The organism is Paraburkholderia elongata (assembly GCF_013177735.1).
In the GTDB taxonomy this organism is placed as follows: Bacteria; Pseudomonadota; Gammaproteobacteria; order Burkholderiales; family Burkholderiaceae; genus Paraburkholderia; species Paraburkholderia elongata.
The window spans coordinates 1-17,955 of the sequence record NZ_WOEZ01000057.1 but is presented as its reverse complement, the minus strand read 5'-3'; the positions used below and the strand labels follow the sequence as shown (position 1 = coordinate 17,955).

Annotated in this window: 13 protein-coding genes; 6 read left to right on the top strand and 7 right to left on the bottom strand. The window is 60.1% G+C overall.

The annotated features are described in order from the left end of the window. The 3 genes from GNZ13_RS51505 to GNZ13_RS12310 all read right to left on the bottom strand — a co-directional run. Positions 1–312: hypothetical protein (locus GNZ13_RS51505; RefSeq protein ID WP_216674811.1), on the bottom strand; the 312-nt coding region annotated here is incomplete at its 3' end. A gap of 584 nt (positions 313–896) precedes the next feature. Beyond that, a complete protein-coding gene (locus tag GNZ13_RS12315) occupies positions 897–2,060 on the bottom strand; it encodes a M20 aminoacylase family protein (RefSeq protein WP_172164196.1) in 1,164 nt (387 codons plus the stop codon). A 36-nt stretch (positions 2,061–2,096) separates the two neighbouring features. Continuing rightward, the gene (locus tag GNZ13_RS12310) at positions 2,097–3,326 is read right to left on the bottom strand and encodes a diaminopropionate ammonia-lyase (protein WP_172164193.1); all 1,230 of its coding nucleotides are present in this window, start codon (positions 3,324–3,326) and stop codon (positions 2,097–2,099) included. 171 nt (positions 3,327–3,497) lie between these two features. Here GNZ13_RS12310 and GNZ13_RS12305 point away from each other — a divergent pair, with 171 nt between their 5' ends. Continuing rightward, complete coding sequence (locus tag GNZ13_RS12305) at positions 3,498–3,974, top strand: Lrp/AsnC family transcriptional regulator (RefSeq protein WP_172164190.1); 477 nt, start codon at positions 3,498–3,500, stop codon at positions 3,972–3,974. 133 nt (positions 3,975–4,107) lie between these two features. Here the strand turns inward: GNZ13_RS12305 and GNZ13_RS12300 are convergent, their stop codons facing one another. The 3 genes from GNZ13_RS12300 to GNZ13_RS12290 all read right to left on the bottom strand — a co-directional run bounded on the left by GNZ13_RS12300 (position 4,108) and on the right by GNZ13_RS12290 (position 7,743). Then, positions 4,108–5,244 (bottom strand): branched-chain amino acid ABC transporter substrate-binding protein, encoded by a 1,137-nt coding sequence (locus GNZ13_RS12300; RefSeq protein WP_172164187.1) that lies wholly within the window; start codon positions 5,242–5,244, stop codon positions 4,108–4,110. Between the two features lie 213 nt (positions 5,245–5,457). Beyond that, the gene (locus GNZ13_RS12295; RefSeq protein ID WP_172164184.1) at positions 5,458–6,567 is read right to left on the bottom strand and encodes a polyamine ABC transporter substrate-binding protein; all 1,110 of its coding nucleotides are present in this window, start codon (positions 6,565–6,567) and stop codon (positions 5,458–5,460) included. 48 nt (positions 6,568–6,615) lie between these two features. After that, entirely contained in the window at positions 6,616–7,743 is a 1,128-nt protein-coding gene (locus GNZ13_RS12290) for a DmpA family aminopeptidase (RefSeq protein WP_172164181.1), read from the bottom strand. Between the two features lie 155 nt (positions 7,744–7,898). Here GNZ13_RS12290 and GNZ13_RS12285 point away from each other — a divergent pair, with 155 nt between their 5' ends. From GNZ13_RS12285 to GNZ13_RS12270, 4 genes are all read left to right on the top strand, one after another. Further along, positions 7,899–8,702 (top strand): helix-turn-helix transcriptional regulator, encoded by an 804-nt coding sequence (locus tag GNZ13_RS12285; protein WP_172164178.1) that lies wholly within the window; start codon positions 7,899–7,901, stop codon positions 8,700–8,702. A gap of 206 nt (positions 8,703–8,908) precedes the next feature. Further along, positions 8,909–10,834, top strand: coding sequence for a potassium transporter Kup (locus GNZ13_RS12280; protein WP_407945625.1), 1,926 nt, complete (start codon positions 8,909–8,911; stop codon positions 10,832–10,834). Between the two features lie 53 nt (positions 10,835–10,887). Next, the gene (locus tag GNZ13_RS12275) at positions 10,888–12,657 is read left to right on the top strand and encodes an ABC transporter ATP-binding protein/permease (protein WP_172164175.1); all 1,770 of its coding nucleotides are present in this window, start codon (positions 10,888–10,890) and stop codon (positions 12,655–12,657) included. A 134-nt stretch (positions 12,658–12,791) separates the two neighbouring features. Next, positions 12,792–15,308 (top strand): DNA-binding protein, encoded by a 2,517-nt coding sequence (locus GNZ13_RS12270; RefSeq protein WP_172164172.1) that lies wholly within the window; start codon positions 12,792–12,794, stop codon positions 15,306–15,308. 139 nt (positions 15,309–15,447) lie between these two features. Here GNZ13_RS12270 and GNZ13_RS12265 read toward each other — a convergent pair whose 3' ends face one another. After that, entirely contained in the window at positions 15,448–15,921 is a 474-nt protein-coding gene (locus tag GNZ13_RS12265) for a hypothetical protein (protein ID WP_172164169.1), read from the bottom strand. Between the two features lie 294 nt (positions 15,922–16,215). Here GNZ13_RS12265 and GNZ13_RS12260 point away from each other — a divergent pair, with 294 nt between their 5' ends. Beyond that, positions 16,216–17,871 carry a tetratricopeptide repeat protein gene (locus GNZ13_RS12260; RefSeq protein ID WP_216674810.1) on the top strand — a complete coding sequence of 552 codons (1,656 nt, stop codon included), beginning with the start codon at positions 16,216–16,218 and terminating at the stop codon, positions 17,869–17,871. The last annotated feature ends 84 nt before the right edge of the window (positions 17,872–17,955 follow it).

The following is a 17,955-nucleotide window of genomic DNA, read 5'->3' as shown; positions in this document are numbered from 1 at the left end:
ACCATCTCCGGAACCACCACCGTACCCACCACCCGAGCCGGAGCCCGAAATGCCGCCCCAGGCCGAACCGCCGCCCCAACCCGAGCCACCACTAATACTCGAACCACTGCCAACAACCCACCCGCCGGATGTGCCACTGCCTCCTGTCCACGTGAATCCCGATCCCGGTTGCCCGGTGGTAGTCCATCCTCCGCCTTGCATGAACGAGGCAGGCGGTGTGGACGTGACATCTCCTGCCTGACACGAAGTGGCTAGCGACCACCATAGGAGTGCGCTTGCCGAGGCAACAAGAGTGTGCTTGAAGGGAGCCATGATTAGTCCTTTCGCGATGAAATCGCGTCCTGATTGGTCAAAGGTGTAATCAGTGCCCCCGGAAAACCGCTGATCGGTCTTGCAGAAAACGGTTGCTTTGAGCCCGACATCGCGCTTGTGCGCGTCGCCTTCGTTTAGTTTTAGAGCCGGCGCTGTAGCGCCTTGCTCGGATGTGGCTTGCTCGGGCAGTCGAGCGTCGCAAGTTCCGAGCCAACGCGCCGGTGACGGAGCGCGGCACGATCCGCGCATTCGGCAGTGTCGGCATTGAGTTGCGTGCGGCGCAGAGGGCCTTGCTGGACGGGGTAGAGCGGGCGGGGCGCGGAACACAGTGACGGCATCGCGTGGCGCGTGTTACGTCCCGGGTGTTACGTGTTCCCGTCACGTCGAACGTAACGTCGCCGTTGCACTTCGTGCTGCGCAAATAGTTCAGACAAAAGGCGGTGCCGCCATAATACGGAGTCCGATGTATAGAGCGCACGTTGGAAACGCGTGTTTAGATTTTCACCGGCCGACGCACGCGATTGAGCGGTGAGTCGGGCTGTCGTCGCGATCCGCTCAAGCCGGGGACTCAACGCGGATGTCACTCAGGAAATTGGGAGAGCGAGTCGCGCTATCTCTGCAAAGTATCGCGAGCCGGTGAGCAATATCTCGTCGTTGAAGTCGTACGTGGCATTGTGGAGCGGAATACCTCCTTCCTTCCCCGTATCGCCGTTGCCAATGAAAATAAAGTTGCCCGGCACGGCCTGAAGGAACGCGCCGAAATCCTCGGAGATCATCATGGGCTGCACGCTGGCGTCGACTTTATCCGCGCCGGCGATACTGAGGGCCGCCGCAACGGCAAGGTCCACATATTCCGGTGAGTTCACGATAGGCGCAAATTCGTGCGTGTATTCGAAGGTGCATTCAGCCCCGTGCGTATGGCAGATGCCTTCGCTGATTTCGCGCATGCGGGTTGCCAGCATCGCCTGGACCTCAGGTGCATAGCTGCGCGTATCACCCTTGATCGTCACGTTCGACGGGATGACGTTGCGGATACCGTCCGTAATGAATTCCGTGCAGGAGATCACCGCCTGCAGGCTCGGATCGAGATTGCGGGACACGATTGTCTGCAATGCCAGCACGATTTGCGAGGCGATCACGATGGGATCGACACCCATGTGCGGCCTGGCTGCATGTGTGCCACGGGCCTTGATATGAATGACGAAATTGTCTTCGCTAGCCATGATGCCGCCGGCGCGTGTGGCGAATGTCCCGGCGGGCATGCCGGGCATGTTGTGCGCGCCAAAGATCGCGTCGACAGGGTATCGTTCGAAGAGCCCGTCTTTCATCATCGCTTTCGCGCCGCGGCCATGTTCTTCGGCCGGTTGAAAAATGAACCGCACGGTTCCGTTGAAGTTCTTTCTCTCGGCAAGCAGGCGCGCCGCGCCGAGAATCATCGACATATGTCCATCGTGTCCGCAGGCGTGCATCTTGCCTTGCGTTCGCGAGGCATGCAGGCGGCCCGGTACGTTCTCCGCGATATTCAGTGCATCCATGTCAGCGCGAAGGCCAATAGCGCCGCGACCATTGCCGACCGTGAGATTGGCGACCAGGCCCGTACCACCAATTCCGCGATGCACGTCAAGGCCGAGTGCTTTCAACGCGCTCGCGACATAGTCGGAAGTAGCGACTTCCTCAAAACCGGTTTCCGGGTTCCGATGGAGATGCTGACGCCAACTCTTTAACTGCGATTGCAAGGAGCTTTCCATAACGCATATTCCTTTTCGATGTCGATTCAGGTTGTTTTATCGAACCGCGGCGCCCAGCCAATGAGCCTGACGTGAAAGAACTGAGTCGGCCGTTTCGCCCACGCACTCGCTATAGACCGCTGGTGCCGTCGCTCCCTCCGTGCTGATCACCAGAACGCGTGAATCACCGTTCAAGCCGGCGGCTCGCGCCAGCTGTGAATCCTGCATCAATACTTCGAGGCCAGCGTAGCCCGCGGCACCGGATTCGCCGACTACCAGCGGAATGTCTGCGCCGGTTCCTGCTGCGAGCCTGCGCATCGCCCCGATCGCGTCTTCGTCGCGGATCGTCATGAAATCGTCCACGCACGGCTCGAGGATCTTCCACGCGAGCGGTGAAGTTTCGCCGCACGCAAGGCCCGCCATGACTGAATCGACGGAGCCCGTCGCTTTCGCGGCTCGACCTTCGAGCGCACTTTGATACAGGCAATCCGCTTGTTGCGGCTCAACGACTACGAAGCGCGGACGTTTGCGGCCGTGAATCTCCCAGAGATAACTGGCAACCCCGGCAGCAAGGCCGCCGACACCGCCTTGCAGAAATACGTGCGTGAAAGCGCATTCGGCTGCATGGCTTTCAGACTGCTCGACAATCTCGGCTGCGATCGCACCATAGCCCTGCATGACGTCGCGAGGAATGGCTTCATACCCTTCATAGGATGTGTCTGAGACCACGTGCCAGCCATTTTCTTTCGCGAGGCGTGCGGCTTCTTCCACCGATTCGTCGTAGTTGCCACTGATGCGAATGATTTGCGCGCCATACGCAGCGATGGCCCGCTCGCGCTCAGCACTTACTTTGGCGTGCAGGACGATCACGCAATTGCACCCGAGCGTGTGTGCTGCAGCGGCCAAAGCCTTGCCGTGGTTGCCGTCGGTTGCACTGATCACGACCAGGTTCGTGAGCATTTCCTTGTAGCGTCCCTGGATCAAGCCCTTGGGATCGAGATCGTGCTCGGGCCACAGACGCAGAACCAGGCGTACGAGGGCGATCGGCGCGCCCAGGGCCTTGAAGCTGCCGAGTGGTGACCGGACGGATTCGTCCTTGATGCTCAGACGCGCCACGCCGAGTCGGGCAGCCGCATCGGGTAGCTCCCATAAAGGCGTAGCGCACGAGCTGAGAAGCTTCCAGTTCGAAAGCCATGCACGGCTCTGTTCAGCGGACTCAACACTCAGAATGGTCTTCAGTTCGTCGGGATAGTCAGCGTACAAGGCGCGCTTGTTGGTGATCAGCATTGCTGTGCGGCTCCATGGAATAAGTGTCCGGCACGACCGTCGACTCCCTGCATGCTGGGAGTCGCCACGCCAGCCAATAGAAAAATAATATTGCTTGACGTGGTCAAATTAATCGCTAAATTTCCGGATTGGACGCAATAATTTCTCACTTTTGTACCGGAATCCCACGCCATGGCTACCACACTCGACGTCTTCGATCGCAAGCTGCTAGCCGAGGTCCAGCGGGACGCTCAGCTCCCTCAAAATGAACTTGGCGTCCGGGGCAACCTCTCTACTGCCGCCGTGAACCGCCGTTTGCGCCGCCTGGCCGAAGACGGAGTGATCGATCGGTATGCGGCCATCGTCTCGCCTGAAAAGGTGGGGTGTCCTCTTACTATCGTTTCCATGGTGGAAGTCGAGAGTGAACAAATCGATCTGCTCGATTCGATGAAGCGGACCTTTGAACAATGCCCGCAGATCCAGCAGTGCTACTACGTCGCGGGTGAATGGGATTTCGTACTTATCCTGACAGTGCGGGACATGGAGCAATACACCGACCTGACCCGGCAGCTGTTCTTTTCCAATAACAACGTCAAGCGCTTCAAGACGCTCGTCAGCATGAGTCGGGTGAAAGTCGGGCTGGGCGTACCTGTAGACATCGCCGAGTGAAGTGCATCGTCTGATCCGGAGACCCGGGCACGCCGAACGCAACGCCTCTGTTGCATCGCCGCCGGGACGCGGCTGACGATGCCCTCGACGATTTCGCGATGGATCTCGATTTTTCCATAGCGACGAAAATGGCTTATCTGACGACGCTCTTGTCCTGCCAATCACCCTGGCCGAACTGCCGGACAGTAATCGCGCCGTTGCGGATGTCGCCGTTTCCGTCAAATCTGATCGGTCCCGTCACACCGTCCAGCGTCAGGTTCTGGAGCTTGGGCAGATAGACTTTCGGGTCGACCGAGTCGGCCGCTTGCATCGCACCGGCCATTGCCATTACGGCGTCGTACGCATACGGCGCGTAGAGCTGCACGGGCACGCCAAACCGCTGCTGGAAGCGCTTGAAGAAGGCATCTCCCTGCGGCATCTTCGACGGCGGCACGCCCGCCAGCGTGCAGTACGTGCCGCTGTTCATCGCGGCTCCCGCGAGCTTGATGAATTGCGGCGTACACGCTTCGTCGCCCGCGATCAGTTTTGCCTTCAGTCCAAGCTTCTGGGCCTGCTGGGCAAACGCTGCCGCTTGCGTATCTCCGCCTGTGAAGACGATTCCATCGAGAACGTGGCTCTTGATGGTCGTGAGGACCGCCATCCAGTTGGTGGTTTTGTCGGTACCGTATTCACGATCTACGACGGTGCCCCCAGAAGCCTTGACGGCCTTTTCGACCTCGTCGGCCAGTCCCTGTCCATAGGCGGTTCGATCGTCAACGATCGCGATCTTCGTAGCCTTCAGGTCCTTCACAAGATAGGTGCCGATGACCGTTCCTTGCCGCACGTCGTTTGCAACCATACGGAAGACGTTTTTATAGCCTTGCGCCGTGAGCTTGGGGTTGGTTGCGGACTCGGTGATCATCGGTATGCCGGCATCCGAATAGATCTTCGAGGCGGGGATCGATGTGCCGGAGTTGGCGTGGCCGACCACTCCCGCAACACGATCGTCGACCAGCTTTTGCGCAACGGTTACAACGGTCTTCGGGTCGGCGGCGTCGTCCTGTGAATCCAGTGCGAACGTGACCGGTTGCCCGCCGATACGGAGTTTCTTTGCGTTGAGATCCTCGATTGCGAGCCGGACGCCGTTCTCGTCGTCCTTGCCTATGTGAGACAGCTCGCCAGTCAATGGTGATACCTGGCCGATTTTGACCGTGACGTCAGCCTCCGCCAGAAGCGGCTGCACGGCGAACACCATCGTCAGAAGAGGAGGGATGAATTTCAGGTTTTTCATGCTCGGGCGCTCGCTAGGTTGCGTCGACGGATTGAAGGAAACTCTGGCACTTCCGCGGCTTTTTCTGATCGCGTGATGCTGCGACCATCGTAAAAGAGCGCTGCGATAGCCAAAATCCGTCGACTGCACTGCGGCGCAATTTCTGATCGTTCCGATGCAGGAAAGTGAGAGATTTTTGACGTCCATGTCGCCGCGACCTGGACGGCTTCAACGTTATCGCCCGGACTTGAGTTGCGTCCACAGCCGGTTTTCAAGGCGCAGGATATCGGCTGGCAAAGGCAATGACAGCGTGAGCGATTTCATCTTTTCACCGCGAGGGTAGACCGCTTCGTTATCGAGGATGGCCGGCTTCACGTAAGCACGCGCAGCAGCGTTAGCGTTCGGATAGAAAACCTGATTGGTGATCGCCGCGCTCACCTTAGGCTGAAGGATGTAATTGATCCATTGCATCGCAGCTTCCGGGTGAGGCGCATCTTTAGGAACACCCATCAGATCGAACCACAGCACGCCGTCGCCTTTAGGAATGACGTAGCGAATCTCATAGGAGCGATGTGCCTCTTCTGCACGCCGCTTCGCGATCCCGACGTCGCCCGACCATGCCAGCGCGATGCAGACATCGTTATTGGCCAGGTCGTTGATGTAGCCGGAAGAATTGAACTGGGTGACGTAGGGGCGAATCGTTTTGAGCAGCTTGAACACTGCCTGATAATCAGCTGGGTTGGTGCTATTGGGATCCTTATGCAGGTAGATCAACCCAACCGAGAACGCGTCCTGCGCCGAGTCGAGCACGGAAACGCCGCAGGTTTTCAGCTTTGATACGTATTGCGGATCGAACAGCAGGTCCCAGCTATCGTAGGGTGCGTCCTTGCCCAAAATCTGTGTCACCTTCGTGACGTTGTAACCGATGCCGTCCGTTCCCCACGACCATGGCACGGTGTATTGATTGCCCGGATCGGCTGACGCAAGCATCTTCATGAGCACGGGATCCAGATTAGCCAGGTTTGGAATCTTGCTCTTGTCGAGTTTCCGATAGACGCCCGCTTCGATCTGCTTGCCGGCATAGCTGGACGATGGCACCACCACGTCATAGCCCGATGAACCGCTCAGCAACTTTGCCTGCAAGGTGTCGTCGCCGTCATAGACGTCGTATCGCGTGTGAATGCCGGTTTCCTTTTCGAACCCGGACACGGTGTCGTCGGCAATATTGTCCGACCAGTTGTAGACATTCAGCTCTTCGGCTTGAGCATGGTTTGCGGTCGCAGCCAGCGTCCCCGCAACTGCGAGGAGTCCAGTGACGACAGTGATGAGATGGCGGGGTGTCATAGCGGCCTTTCGGTTTTAATGAAGGAACTCATGTAAGGGGAAGAAGCGTCAGTCAGCGAGCGGGCGTTCAGCCTGATCTACGTCGCGGCGCCAGCCAACTTGTTCCAGTGCTTTCAGCAGCCGGGCGGCGCCGAGTGCGGGGACATGAACGCCTTGGCCGTCCATATTTTTAGCAGCAACGAGGGCGTTGAGAATGGCTTCTTCGACTGCTTCCGCAGCCGCGACGAATAGCGGAGAAATGAAATCGTGAATGACGCTGCGCACGCTGATGACAGGCTCGATCGCCTTGCCGTAATCCGCCGGCGGTATGCCGCGGTTACCCACCGAGAAGGCAATGAAGATGTCGCCACTGGAGTATTCGGTGCCGCCGCCCACGCGGGCTAATCCAATGCTCGCGCGCCGTGCAATCTGCTCGCACTGATGCGGAAGAAGCGGCGCGTCGGTCGCAAGCGTCACCACAATCGATCCCATTCCGGGGACACCCGCACGACGTCTGTCGAATGGCGACGGCAGATCCCGCAGCACCTCGCCAACCGGATAGCCGGCCACACGCAGCGCGTCGCGACGGCCGTAGTTCGCCTGGACTAGCGCGCCGACGGTCCAGCCACCATCCTCTGCCGCGAGCCTGCGCGAGGCTGTTCCAATGCCGCCTTTGAACTCATGACAAATCATGCCGGTACCACCGCCGACCGATCCCTCGGCCACCGGTCCACTGCGAGCGTCGGCTTGCGCCTCGTGGACATGCGTCGCGGTGACATGCTGCCCCCAGATGTCGCTCAGCACCCCATCGAAAGTTTCCAGCACCACCGGCATGCACCAGTACTGGCTATCGCCGATCCATGCGCGTTCGGCGGCGACCAGTGCATCGCGAACCACGCCGACGCTGTGCGTGTTGGTGTAGGCAATGGGCGTGGTCAGCAAGCCGGATTCGCGGATCCATTCCAAGCCGGTGGCATCGCCGTTTCCGTTGAGCACATGACAGCCGGCAAAACATGGGTCGAGCCGTGCCATGCCAGCGCGTGGTTCGATGATCGTCACGCCGGTTCGAATCGAAGCTTCTGCGCGGTTTTCGACTAGGGTACGATGACCGACTCTTACGCCTTGCACGTCGGTGATGCTGTTAAACGGACCGGGAGTGCCGTGGCCAACTCGAACACCGATGTCTCTGATTCCCATACTTTTCTCCTGTGTTGCTCGCTGCGAGCAAGCCTGCCGACGCGCATGCGACGGGGTACAGAGATGGTAGGGTGGGGGACGACGGGTGAAAATCAGGCCGAAGGGCTAGAACGATGGGACGACCTACCCTTTAAGGGGTAGTGGGGGAAACTGACATGCAGCTTGATGTATCGGACGTTGCCTTTCATCAGCGGCTTGGACGTCTGGTCGAAAAGCTCGACGACAAACAGTTCTGGCATGCGCTGATCGACCTGTTGCGCAAAGTGGTCCACTTTGACAATTGGGTGGTGGTGATCTTCTGGCCCAACGGGAAACCCCAGTTGATTGCGGAGATCCAGTCGCGCACACCGCACGACGAACTGTTCAAAGGGTATTTGGACAGCGTCTATTTGCTGGACCCTTTCTATCAATTCAGCCTGAGCGCGATTAGCCCTGGTGTGTATTGCCTCGACGAAGTGGCGCCCGATCATTTCCGGGAAACCGAATATTTTCGCCGTTATTTTTCGGTGAACGTGCTGGAAGATGAGGTGCAGCTTTTGGCACCACTGCCCGCAGGTGGAACGTTGTCGGTCTCGATGGGCAGTGAACGCCGCTTTAGCTCGACTGAAATCGGAACCCTCTGCCTTTACGGCGCATGGTTACTGCCGTTGATGTGCCATGCCATATCGGCACAGACAGCTGTGCTCCCGCCGCCGGTGAGTTCACCTGCGGGAAGTGACCGGCGCCTTCACTTCGAACAGGCGTTGCGCAAACGGTCCAATGCGTCGCTGACCAATCGCGAAATTGAAATCGCGCTGATGATTCTTGCCGGTCATTCGACAAAAAATATGGCAAGGCTACTTGGTGTGTCACCTGCCACCGCTAAAGTTCATCGGCGCAATCTTTATAAGAAGCTGGATATCTCGTCCCAGGCGACGCTGTTTCTGCTCATCATGGACGAGGAGCCGGAGGCGGGTTAACGCGAACCGGTTCTGATGGATGATCCTAAGTAAGAAGACGGGCGGCTTTGAGACGCGCCCTTTTTTCTGTACGCTGTTGTAAATAGGCTGGCCGCTGATCAGCCCGTTGCAGGAGACCCAGCGTGACCATACGGGCCGCCCGGCGCTTGCGCGCCGGCGCACCGTTCGCTGGCAGAGGGCTCCCGCCCACTGAGAAGGAGGCATTCATGGAATCGTCTTCAGGCCCGCAACCGGGCGCCCAGGCCGGCCACGTCGCGGAAACCAGCCACGGGTCGATGGCCAAGCTGGCGCTGGCCGCCATCGGCATCGTGTTCGGCGACATCGGCACCAGTCCGCTCTACACCATGAGCACGGTATTCGACTCGAGTCACGGGCTGTTGCTCACCCGCCCTAATGTGCTGGGCGTGGTGTCGCTCATCATCTGGTCGCTGATCATTGTGGTGTCGCTGAAGTACGTGACGCTGATCATGCGCGCCCACAACCACGGCGAGGGCGGCATCATGGCGCTGCTGGCGCTGGCCTCCAGTTCGGTGGTGGACCGGCCCCGCTTGCGCAACGGGCTGCTGCTCGCCGGCGTGTTCGGCGCGGCGCTGTTCTACGGCGACGGCGTCATCACGCCGGCCATCTCGGTGCTCAGCGCGGTGGAAGGGCTGCAAGTGGCGGAGCCGCAGCTCAAGCCCTTCGTGGTGTCGATCGCGCTGGTCGTGCTGATCGGCTTGTTTCTGGTGCAGCGGCACGGCACGGCCGGCATCGGCGCGGTGTTCGGGCCGGTGATGGTGCTGTGGTTCGGCGTGATTGCGGTGTCGGGACTGCTCAACATCGGTCGCGCGCCGGGCATCCTGGCCGCTTTCAACCCGTTCGTGGGCCTCGAATTCCTGTTGCGCAACGGCTGGCGGGCCTTTGTCTCGCTCGGCGCGGTGGTGCTGGCGCTGACCGGCGCCGAGGCGCTGTATGCCGACATGGGCCACTTCGGCGCGCCGCCGATCCGCCTGTCGTGGTTCGCCTTGGTGCTACCCGCGCTGGCGCTCAACTACCTGGGCCAAGGCGCGCTGCTGTTGTCGGACGCCAAGGCCGTGGACAACCCCTTCTTCCACCTCTTCCCGTCGATGACGCTGTTCCCGATGGTGCTGCTGGCCACGGTGGCGACTGTGATCGCGTCGCAGGCGGTGATCAGCGGCGCGTTTTCCATGACCAAGCAGGCCATGCAGCTGGGCTTCATGCCGCGCATGGGCATCGTCTACACCTCCGAACGCGAGGTCGGCCAGATATACGTGCCCGCCATCAACTGGATGCTGCTGATCGCGGTGGTAGGGGCGGTGCTGGGCTTCGGTTCCTCTACGGCGCTGGGTTCGGCCTACGGTATCGCGGTAACGGGCACCATGATGATCACCACCTTCCTCACTTTCTATGTGGTGCGCTACGCCTGGCACTACAACTGGTGGCTGTGCGTGCTGGCCACCGGCTTCTTCTTCGTCATCGACTTCACGTTCTTCTCGGCCAACCTGCTCAAGTTCGTGGATGGCGGATGGTTCCCGCTGCTGCTGGGCGCCATCATGTTCACCATCATGTCCACCTGGCACCGCGGCCGTGAGTTGATGGTCGAAGAGGCCACCGTCCATGCCGGCGCGCTGCCGCTGGCCAAGTACTTGGACAGCCTGTTCGCGAAGGAAACGATACGCGTGCCCGGCACCGCCGCGTTCCTGACCATCAACCCCAACACCGTGCCGCACGCGCTGATCAACAACCTGGCGCACAACCACGTTCTGCACGAGCGTGTGCTGTTCGTGCACGTGACCAACCAGGATGTGCCCTATGTGCCGCGCGAGCAGCGCGTGGCGATCACGCCGCTGGGCCACAACTGCCACAGCATCCTCGTGACCTACGGCTTCAAGGACGAGGCCAGCCTGCCGCAAGCGCTGCGCGACTGCGAGCCGAAGGGCCTGGTGGTCGATCCGGCGCAGGTGTCCTATTTCCTCAGTCATGCCACCGTGGTGGCGACCGGAGGCAAAGGCATGCCGGTGTGGCGCGAACGAGTGTTTAGCGTCATGGCGCACAATATCGGCAACCCTGCGGCGTTTTTCAAGCTGAGCTCAAACCGGGTGATCGAACTGGGCTCGCGCGTCGAAATATGAGGTGAAACCGCCGCCAATCTTTCAGGCTCCCTATCGACCGAACATAGTAGGTCATGAGCAACCAATCTTCCGGCCTTGCATCCGGGCAACCTGACAGTGTCTCAGCCTGGAGCCTGATCAGACCGTACTGGGTCTCTGAGCAACGCAGAACCGCGTGGGGGCTGCTGATCACGATCATCGCCATGGACCTGGTTCTGGTTGGCATCAACGCCCGCTTAAACACGTGGAACCGCGACTTCTACAACGCACTGGAAGGCAGGAAGGTGCACGAATTCCCGCAGCTGATGCTGTTTTTCAGCGCGCTCGCGTTCGCGTTCGTTGGGATTTCCGTCTATAACCGCTATCTGCGCCAGATGCTTGGCTTCCGATGGCGCCAGTGGCTGACCACGCGCTATCTTCAGGAATGGCTGGGCGACGGCACCTTCTATCGCATCGAGCGCGACCGCCTCACCGACAACCCTGACCAGCGGATCGCCGTCGACCTCGAGTCATTCGCCAACACCACACTTTCGCTCACACTCGACCTGCTCTCGACGCTCGAAACACTCGTCTGGTTCTCGACCGTCCTATGGAGCACGGGGGGCGCGCTGGCAGTCATGATTGGCGGCACGCCCGTCCAGATTCCTGGCTACATGCTCTGGGCGGCCATCGTCTATGCGATTGCCGGCTCACTCCTGACAAACAAGGTCGGTCACCCGCTTGTGTCGATCAACTACCAGTTGCAGCGCGTGGAGGCAGATTTCCGGTTCGGCCTGATCCGTCTGCGTGAAAACGCCGAGCAGATTGCGTTCTACGACGGTATGCGGGCCGAGGAATCGACCGCCCAGGACCTGTTCGGCCGGATTCGTGACAACTGGTGGCGCGTGATGAAGTACACGAGGCGCTATAGCTTCGTGCTCAATTTCTACGGTCAGATCGCCGAAATCTTTCCGATCGTCGTGGCGTCGCCCCGTTATTTCGCAGGTGCGCTCAGTTTCGGCACACTGATGCAAATCGCCGACGCATTCGGTTCGGTTAGCGAATCGCTTTCGTGGTTCATCAACAATTACGACACGCTCGTCCAATGGCGCGCAACGGTCAACCGTCTGCGCGAGTTCAAGCGCGTCATGCAGCTACCTCATCTGAAAGAGTCCGTGTCGCCCGCAACCGAGCATGGCGGCATCAATCTGCACTACGTCGACGAGAGCCAGCTTGCCACGCACAACCTCACGCTTGCGCTGCCCAACGGCGAGACGCTCGCGAGCGTGCGCGACATCGCCGTCAAGCCCGGTTCGCGCTGGCTCGTGCGCGGGCCGTCCGGTTCGGGCAAGAGCACGCTGTTGCGCGCGCTGGCTGGTCTCTGGCCGTTCGGAAACGGCTCGATCGACGCGCCTGTGAACGCGCGCATGATGTTCATCCCGCAGCAGAGCTACCTGCCGGTTGGCACCTTGAAGGCTGGGCTCACCTATCCCGCAGAGGCCGCCAACTTCAGCGACGAGGAATGTTGCGAGGCGCTGCGTCTGTGCCGGCTTGAAGGCTACGTTGCCCGATTGCACGAATCTCACCATTGGTGGCGCATTCTTTCTCCCGGCGAGCAGCAGCGGCTAGCGGCCGCACGCGTGCTGATGCACAAGCCTGACTACGTGTTTCTCGACGAAGCAACGAGTGCGCTCGACACTGAGAACGAAGCGCATCTGTATCGCCTGTTGACCGAACGATTGCCGAACGGGGCGATTGTCAGTGTCACGCACCGCAAGTCGCTTGCGAAGTTCCACCAGGAGACGCTCGATATTGCGCGTGCGCGCGAGCAGACAGTGGCATATACACGGCCGCCGTCGACGTGACCGGTTGACGGCGGAGGTGGTGCCGTAAACTCTTTCAATTAGAATCGCAGATGGCCGATCGGGGATATTGCTGGATGGAGTAACGTATCGGGTGCTCTATTTTCTGGCAGGTCACATTGAGTTTTGAGGCGCTTATGTCCATAGACGCAGACACAATCACGGATGAACGGGTCGCGGGAATCGCGGATCGCATGGTCGACGAAGGCCGGAAAGTTTCCCCAGTGACCATTTGGCCCGAGATCCCTGGCGGGTCGATTGTTGCCATTGCGGCGGCCTTGCAACGCTGGCGCGAAGCGCGGCAGCCCGTCGCGCCCCACGTGCAGGTCCAGGCCGGGTTGCCGGAGCATATTGCCGAAACCATGATGAGCGCCGCGGATCGGCTCTGGATGGCCGCCCGAGGCGTAGCTGACAGGGCGGTCAGTCAGCACCTGAGTGCCGTGAACCAGCACCTCGACACGGCTCGCGCGGAACGGGACGAGGTTCTTGTCGAGTATCAGAAGACGGTGGCGGAAGTCGAAGCAGGCCGTGAGCAGCACGTTGCTCTGACGAGTGCGCTGAGTGTGGCGGAGGATACGTCCACGCGGATCACGGCGGAGCTCGCTTTGGCGACTGGCCGCGCCGAGACTGCCGAGGCTCGCGTGGAGGAGCTGGCGCAGCGTGTGTCGGTGGAAGAGGCCGCGCTGGAACACACGAAGGCGGAACTCGACGAGGAACGTCACGCGCGTGGAGAGTTGGCCGCTGCTGTTTCCAGCCAAAACGATCAGATCGCGCAGATGAAGCAGGAGCTCGGCGAGGCTCGGCAGGAGATCACCTCGTTGGGCTACGACTGTCAGGCGAAGTCGGCCGAAGCGGATAGAGCGTTGCAGGAGGCTAGCGAGGCTTCGTCGCGCGCGGATGCTGCCACGGCGCAGGCGAGCGAGAGTGTCGCGCGGGTCGCTGGACTGGAGGCTGAACGGGATGAGGCGCGCTTTGCGCTCGAAGCAGAGCGCCAGACGAGTGCGGCGCGTCGTGAAGAAGCAGCGATTCAGTTTGATGAATTGCAGCGTGTAAGTCGGGAACTTGAGGCGGCGCGGGAGCAGATCGGCGCCGTGACGGAGGCTAAAGCGGCTGTGAGTGCTGAGCTGGCTCAGGTTTCGCAGGACGCGTCTGCCGCGAACGCTGAGCTGGCGAGGGTCTCGCAAGAGGCGTCTGCAGTGAGCGCTGAACTCGCCCAGGTCTCGCAGGATGCGTCTGCCGCGAAGGAGCGGGCAGAGGCCGCGGAACAGCATGCGGCGACGCTGGCGCAGCGCCTCGCGGAAGTCGAGCACGCGAAGGCGACCGAAGCGGAACGGTGGGCTCAGGAATCGAGTGCAGCTTCATCGCGTGCTGAAGCTGCTGCGGCGCAGATGAGCGAGAGCCTGGCGCGGGTGGCTGTGATTGAGGCTGAACTGGATGAGGCTCACAACGCGCTTGCGGCAGAGCGTCAGACGAGCGCAGCGCGGAGCGAGGAAGCGGCGGTTCAGCTTGGCGAACTGCAGCGCGTTGGGCGGGAACTTGAGGCGGCGCGGGAGCAGGTCAGCGCTGTGACTGAAGCGAAAGCGGCTGCGGATGCTGAACTGGCTCGGGTTTCGCAGGATGCGTCTGCCGCGAGCGCTGAACTGGCCCGGGTGTCGCAAGACGCGTCGGCGGCGAAGGAGCGGGCAGAGGCCGCCGAGCAGAATGCGGCGACGTTGCAGCAGCGCCTCGCGGAAGTCGAGCAGGCGAAGTCGGTCGAAGCGGAACGATGGTCGCAGGAATCGAGCACGGCTTCATCGCGTGCTGAAGCTGCTGCGGCGCAGGTGAGCGAGAGCTTGGCGCGGGTTGCTGCGATTGAGGCTGAACTGAATGAGGCGCGCACCGCGCTTGCAGCGGAGCGCCAGACAGTCGCAGCGCGGAGCGAGGAAGCGGCGGTTCAGCTTAACGAATTGCAGCGCGTTGGGCGGGAGCTTGACGAGGCGCGCGTCGCGCTCGAAGCAGAGCGCCAGGCAAGCACAGCGCGGAGTGAGGAAGCGTCGGTTCAGCTTGATGAGCTACAGCGCGCCACTCGGGCGCTCGAGGAGACGAGGGAGCAGGTCAGCGCCATGACTGCGGCGAAAACGGCCACGACTGCTGAACTGGCCCAAGTTTCACAGAACGCGTCTGCCGCGAAGGAACGGGCAGAGGCCGCCGAACAGCATGCGGCGACATTGGCGCAGCGCCTCGCAGGAGTCGAGAAGGCTCGCGCGGAAGAAGCGCGACGCAGCCTTCAACTTGCCAATCAAGCGGGCGAATCCGCGACGGCGGAAGAGGTTGCCGAGTTACAACGCCAGATCGCGGCTCAGGCCAAAGCGCATGAGAAGGCTTTTAACGAGCTTCGCACGATTGCTGAACAGTGGGTGGCGCATGCCAAGGACCTCAAAGAACGACTCGGTTCGGCAAACGAGAAGCTATTGTTCATCGACTCACGCAGCACAGGAGAAGTGGCGCTCATCCGGAAGCTCTCGTCTGAACTTGAGCGCCTTAAGCCCGATAGTGAGTTGATATCCCGGGACATCCAGCAAAAACTTATCGGGGCGACGATGACCGAGCGACTTTCGCAGAAGGGTTATCGGTATGACCCGACGACGGCGGTTATGTCGAAAGTAGAGCGCTGATGTACGTATGTCTCGGTTCTTCGAGAGATGGCGTCGCCACTGTGCGTAGGGGAAGCGGCGCGGTGGCCGCCTCCGGTAGCGGTTGCCCGGCGCTTTGCTCGGTCATTTGTTGACGCGGCACGTTGGCCGCGTTGAACGGTTAGTGCTTCACGGGAACTGGATGCTGCGCTGTGTCTGCGCCTGCGCTCGTCGCAGCTTTGGCTGACGTTCGTTTGCGCGGGCCGGGCTTCGTGGTTGCCGATGTTTCCGTCGTCGCTATTTGTGATGCCTCTGCAAGAAGGCGCGTGGCGCGGTTTGCGGTGATGCGGCTCTGAGGGACGCCCTTCGCATCGAGCGCGATCACCTGGTATAGCTCACGGTCACACTCAAGCGCTTGCTGATATTCCTCCGCCGTGTCGACAAGCAATTCAAGCATGGTCTGCTGACGCCGTCTTTCGTCGCTCATGATTGCAGGATTCCTACACATTGAGGACGCAAGTGTGATCAGCGTGTTGAGTTGGCTCAACTGCCGGTTGCATAGATCGAAGGTGGAGAGCGCAAGCTTTTCGTACTGGAGCGCGTCGACAGGCGGGCGTGAAGCGGGTTGAGTTTGTTTTGTGGGTTTGCTGTTCATGGTGCGACCTCCCTGGTACTTCTCGGATCGCCCGACACTCGCTTGAGGTAGTGGGTGAGCGGGCACGAAGCGGGTTTGGAAGACCGGGATCGTAACGAACCGGCGAGCCTTGCGGCTCCCCCACGACGGCCCGCCCATTGAAATGTAGACGTGCAGAAGCGGACGCACGCCCCGCCTGGGCGAGGGTGCGGTTACGATCACAGGCTTCCATACCTGGCCGCCGGGTGTTTCCCGATGGCTTAGTGATTATAAATCAAGGCAGCGGCGTAGCGTTCAACCAGGCGGGCTAAGTGTTTGCGTTTGGCCGATTGGATAAGGCATTGGCATGACGGCAAGCACAACCAGCGACTGCGTGCTCGCTGCGGCTTCCCTGCCTCCGCGCCTAAAGATTCAGAATTGACCGTCGATATAAAGAGAAGCGCGAAACGGTCAAAAATAGTGAAAATCCACCGAACCTTACTTTTCTCATTGTGGGCAGTTAGTCTTTCTGCATACGCCAACCTCACCAAGCCTATCGATATTAGCGGCGAGTTTCTGCGTTATCGGCATGCTCCGGAAGCTATGGCAGTCTTTGGAAGCGACATCAGCGACGATCCCGCGATCGGAGCACCCGTGAGATCTGCGCTGTATTTTGAGCAGGCTAAGTTGTCTGTCAAAACAAAACAGTATCTGAGCGTCATACGGAACTACACGCGGGCGCTCGACATATACCCCACCGCGGCGGCCTTTAACAATCGCGGCCTTGCGCACTGGCAACTTGGCGAAACCGACGCGGCCGCGCGAGATTTCACAGCGGCGCTGCAACTCGAGCATGGCGACGTACACGCTTGGCTGAACCTCGGCAACCTGGAGCTCGCGCTCAAGCGATATGACGTGGCCATCGACAGCTTTAGCCATGTTATCGATAACGGCAATCAAAGCGCGGACATCTATATCTCAAGAGGCAATGCGTATCGCGCCAAGGGCGACGCAGAGAACTCACTTCTTGACTATGACGCCGCTATCGCACGGGCACCATTCGATCCTCGGGCACATTTTGGAAAAGCGCTCGTCTTTTACGATGTGGGCAATCTGGACGGTGCCGAATCTGAGTTCAACGTCGCGTTGAGACTAGACCCGAACGATCTGAATTCCATGCGGGGTCTGGCGATGGTCTTGCGCGATCAGCATAAATATTCAGAATCGATAGGAGCTTACACGTCGGCCTTAAAAATCCAGCCGGGAGATGCGTTACTGAGCAGCGGGCGAGCGCGGTCATATCAAGAAATGGGCGATTCGACGCACGCGATTTCTGACTACTCTCAAGCGATTGCACTTCAGCCGAGTGACGACCTTCTGCTCCGGCTGCGGGGACTGGCCTACGATCATCAGGGGGACTACAGCAAAGCTATTGCTGACTTCACTGAAGCGACCCGCCTTGCTCCCCACAGCGCGAAAGGGTACTCGCTGTGGGCGGATGCGCTTGAACATTCGCACCGCAGCGAAGAATCGATCGAAGTTCTCGCGCACGCAATCCGACTGATGCCATCCGATGTGAGTCTTCGCCATGACCTTGCGGGCGCACTGGAGCACAGGGGCGACTACGCGTCTGCGATTCAGGAATATCAGGCGATCTTGCGGATCTCCCCGACCGATGCAGACAACCGTATCTATCTCGCTGACGACGAAACCACGCTGGGTCGATACCAGGACGCCGCCCGCGACTACGAAATCGCCAGTCGCGCCTCCCCGGACCAAGGAACGCTTCTCTTTGGACGCGCGCAGTTGTCGTTTTACACCGGGGACTTTCGTCGAGCAGATGCGGACCTTGCTAGATGGCAGGAATTACATCGCAAAGGAAAGATCGATGCATTGGCCACAACTCCGTACTATGTCGCCATCTGGCGCCATATTGTTGCGCTTAGGCTCAATACTGTTCACTTGATAACCACTTTGGGCGCTATTCGCTGATTCAGCGGCTCCCATCGTCGCCGGATCCGGAAATTCGACATCTTTCGCTTCACGCCGCGGGGATTGCGCTTGCCGCGGCTTTGC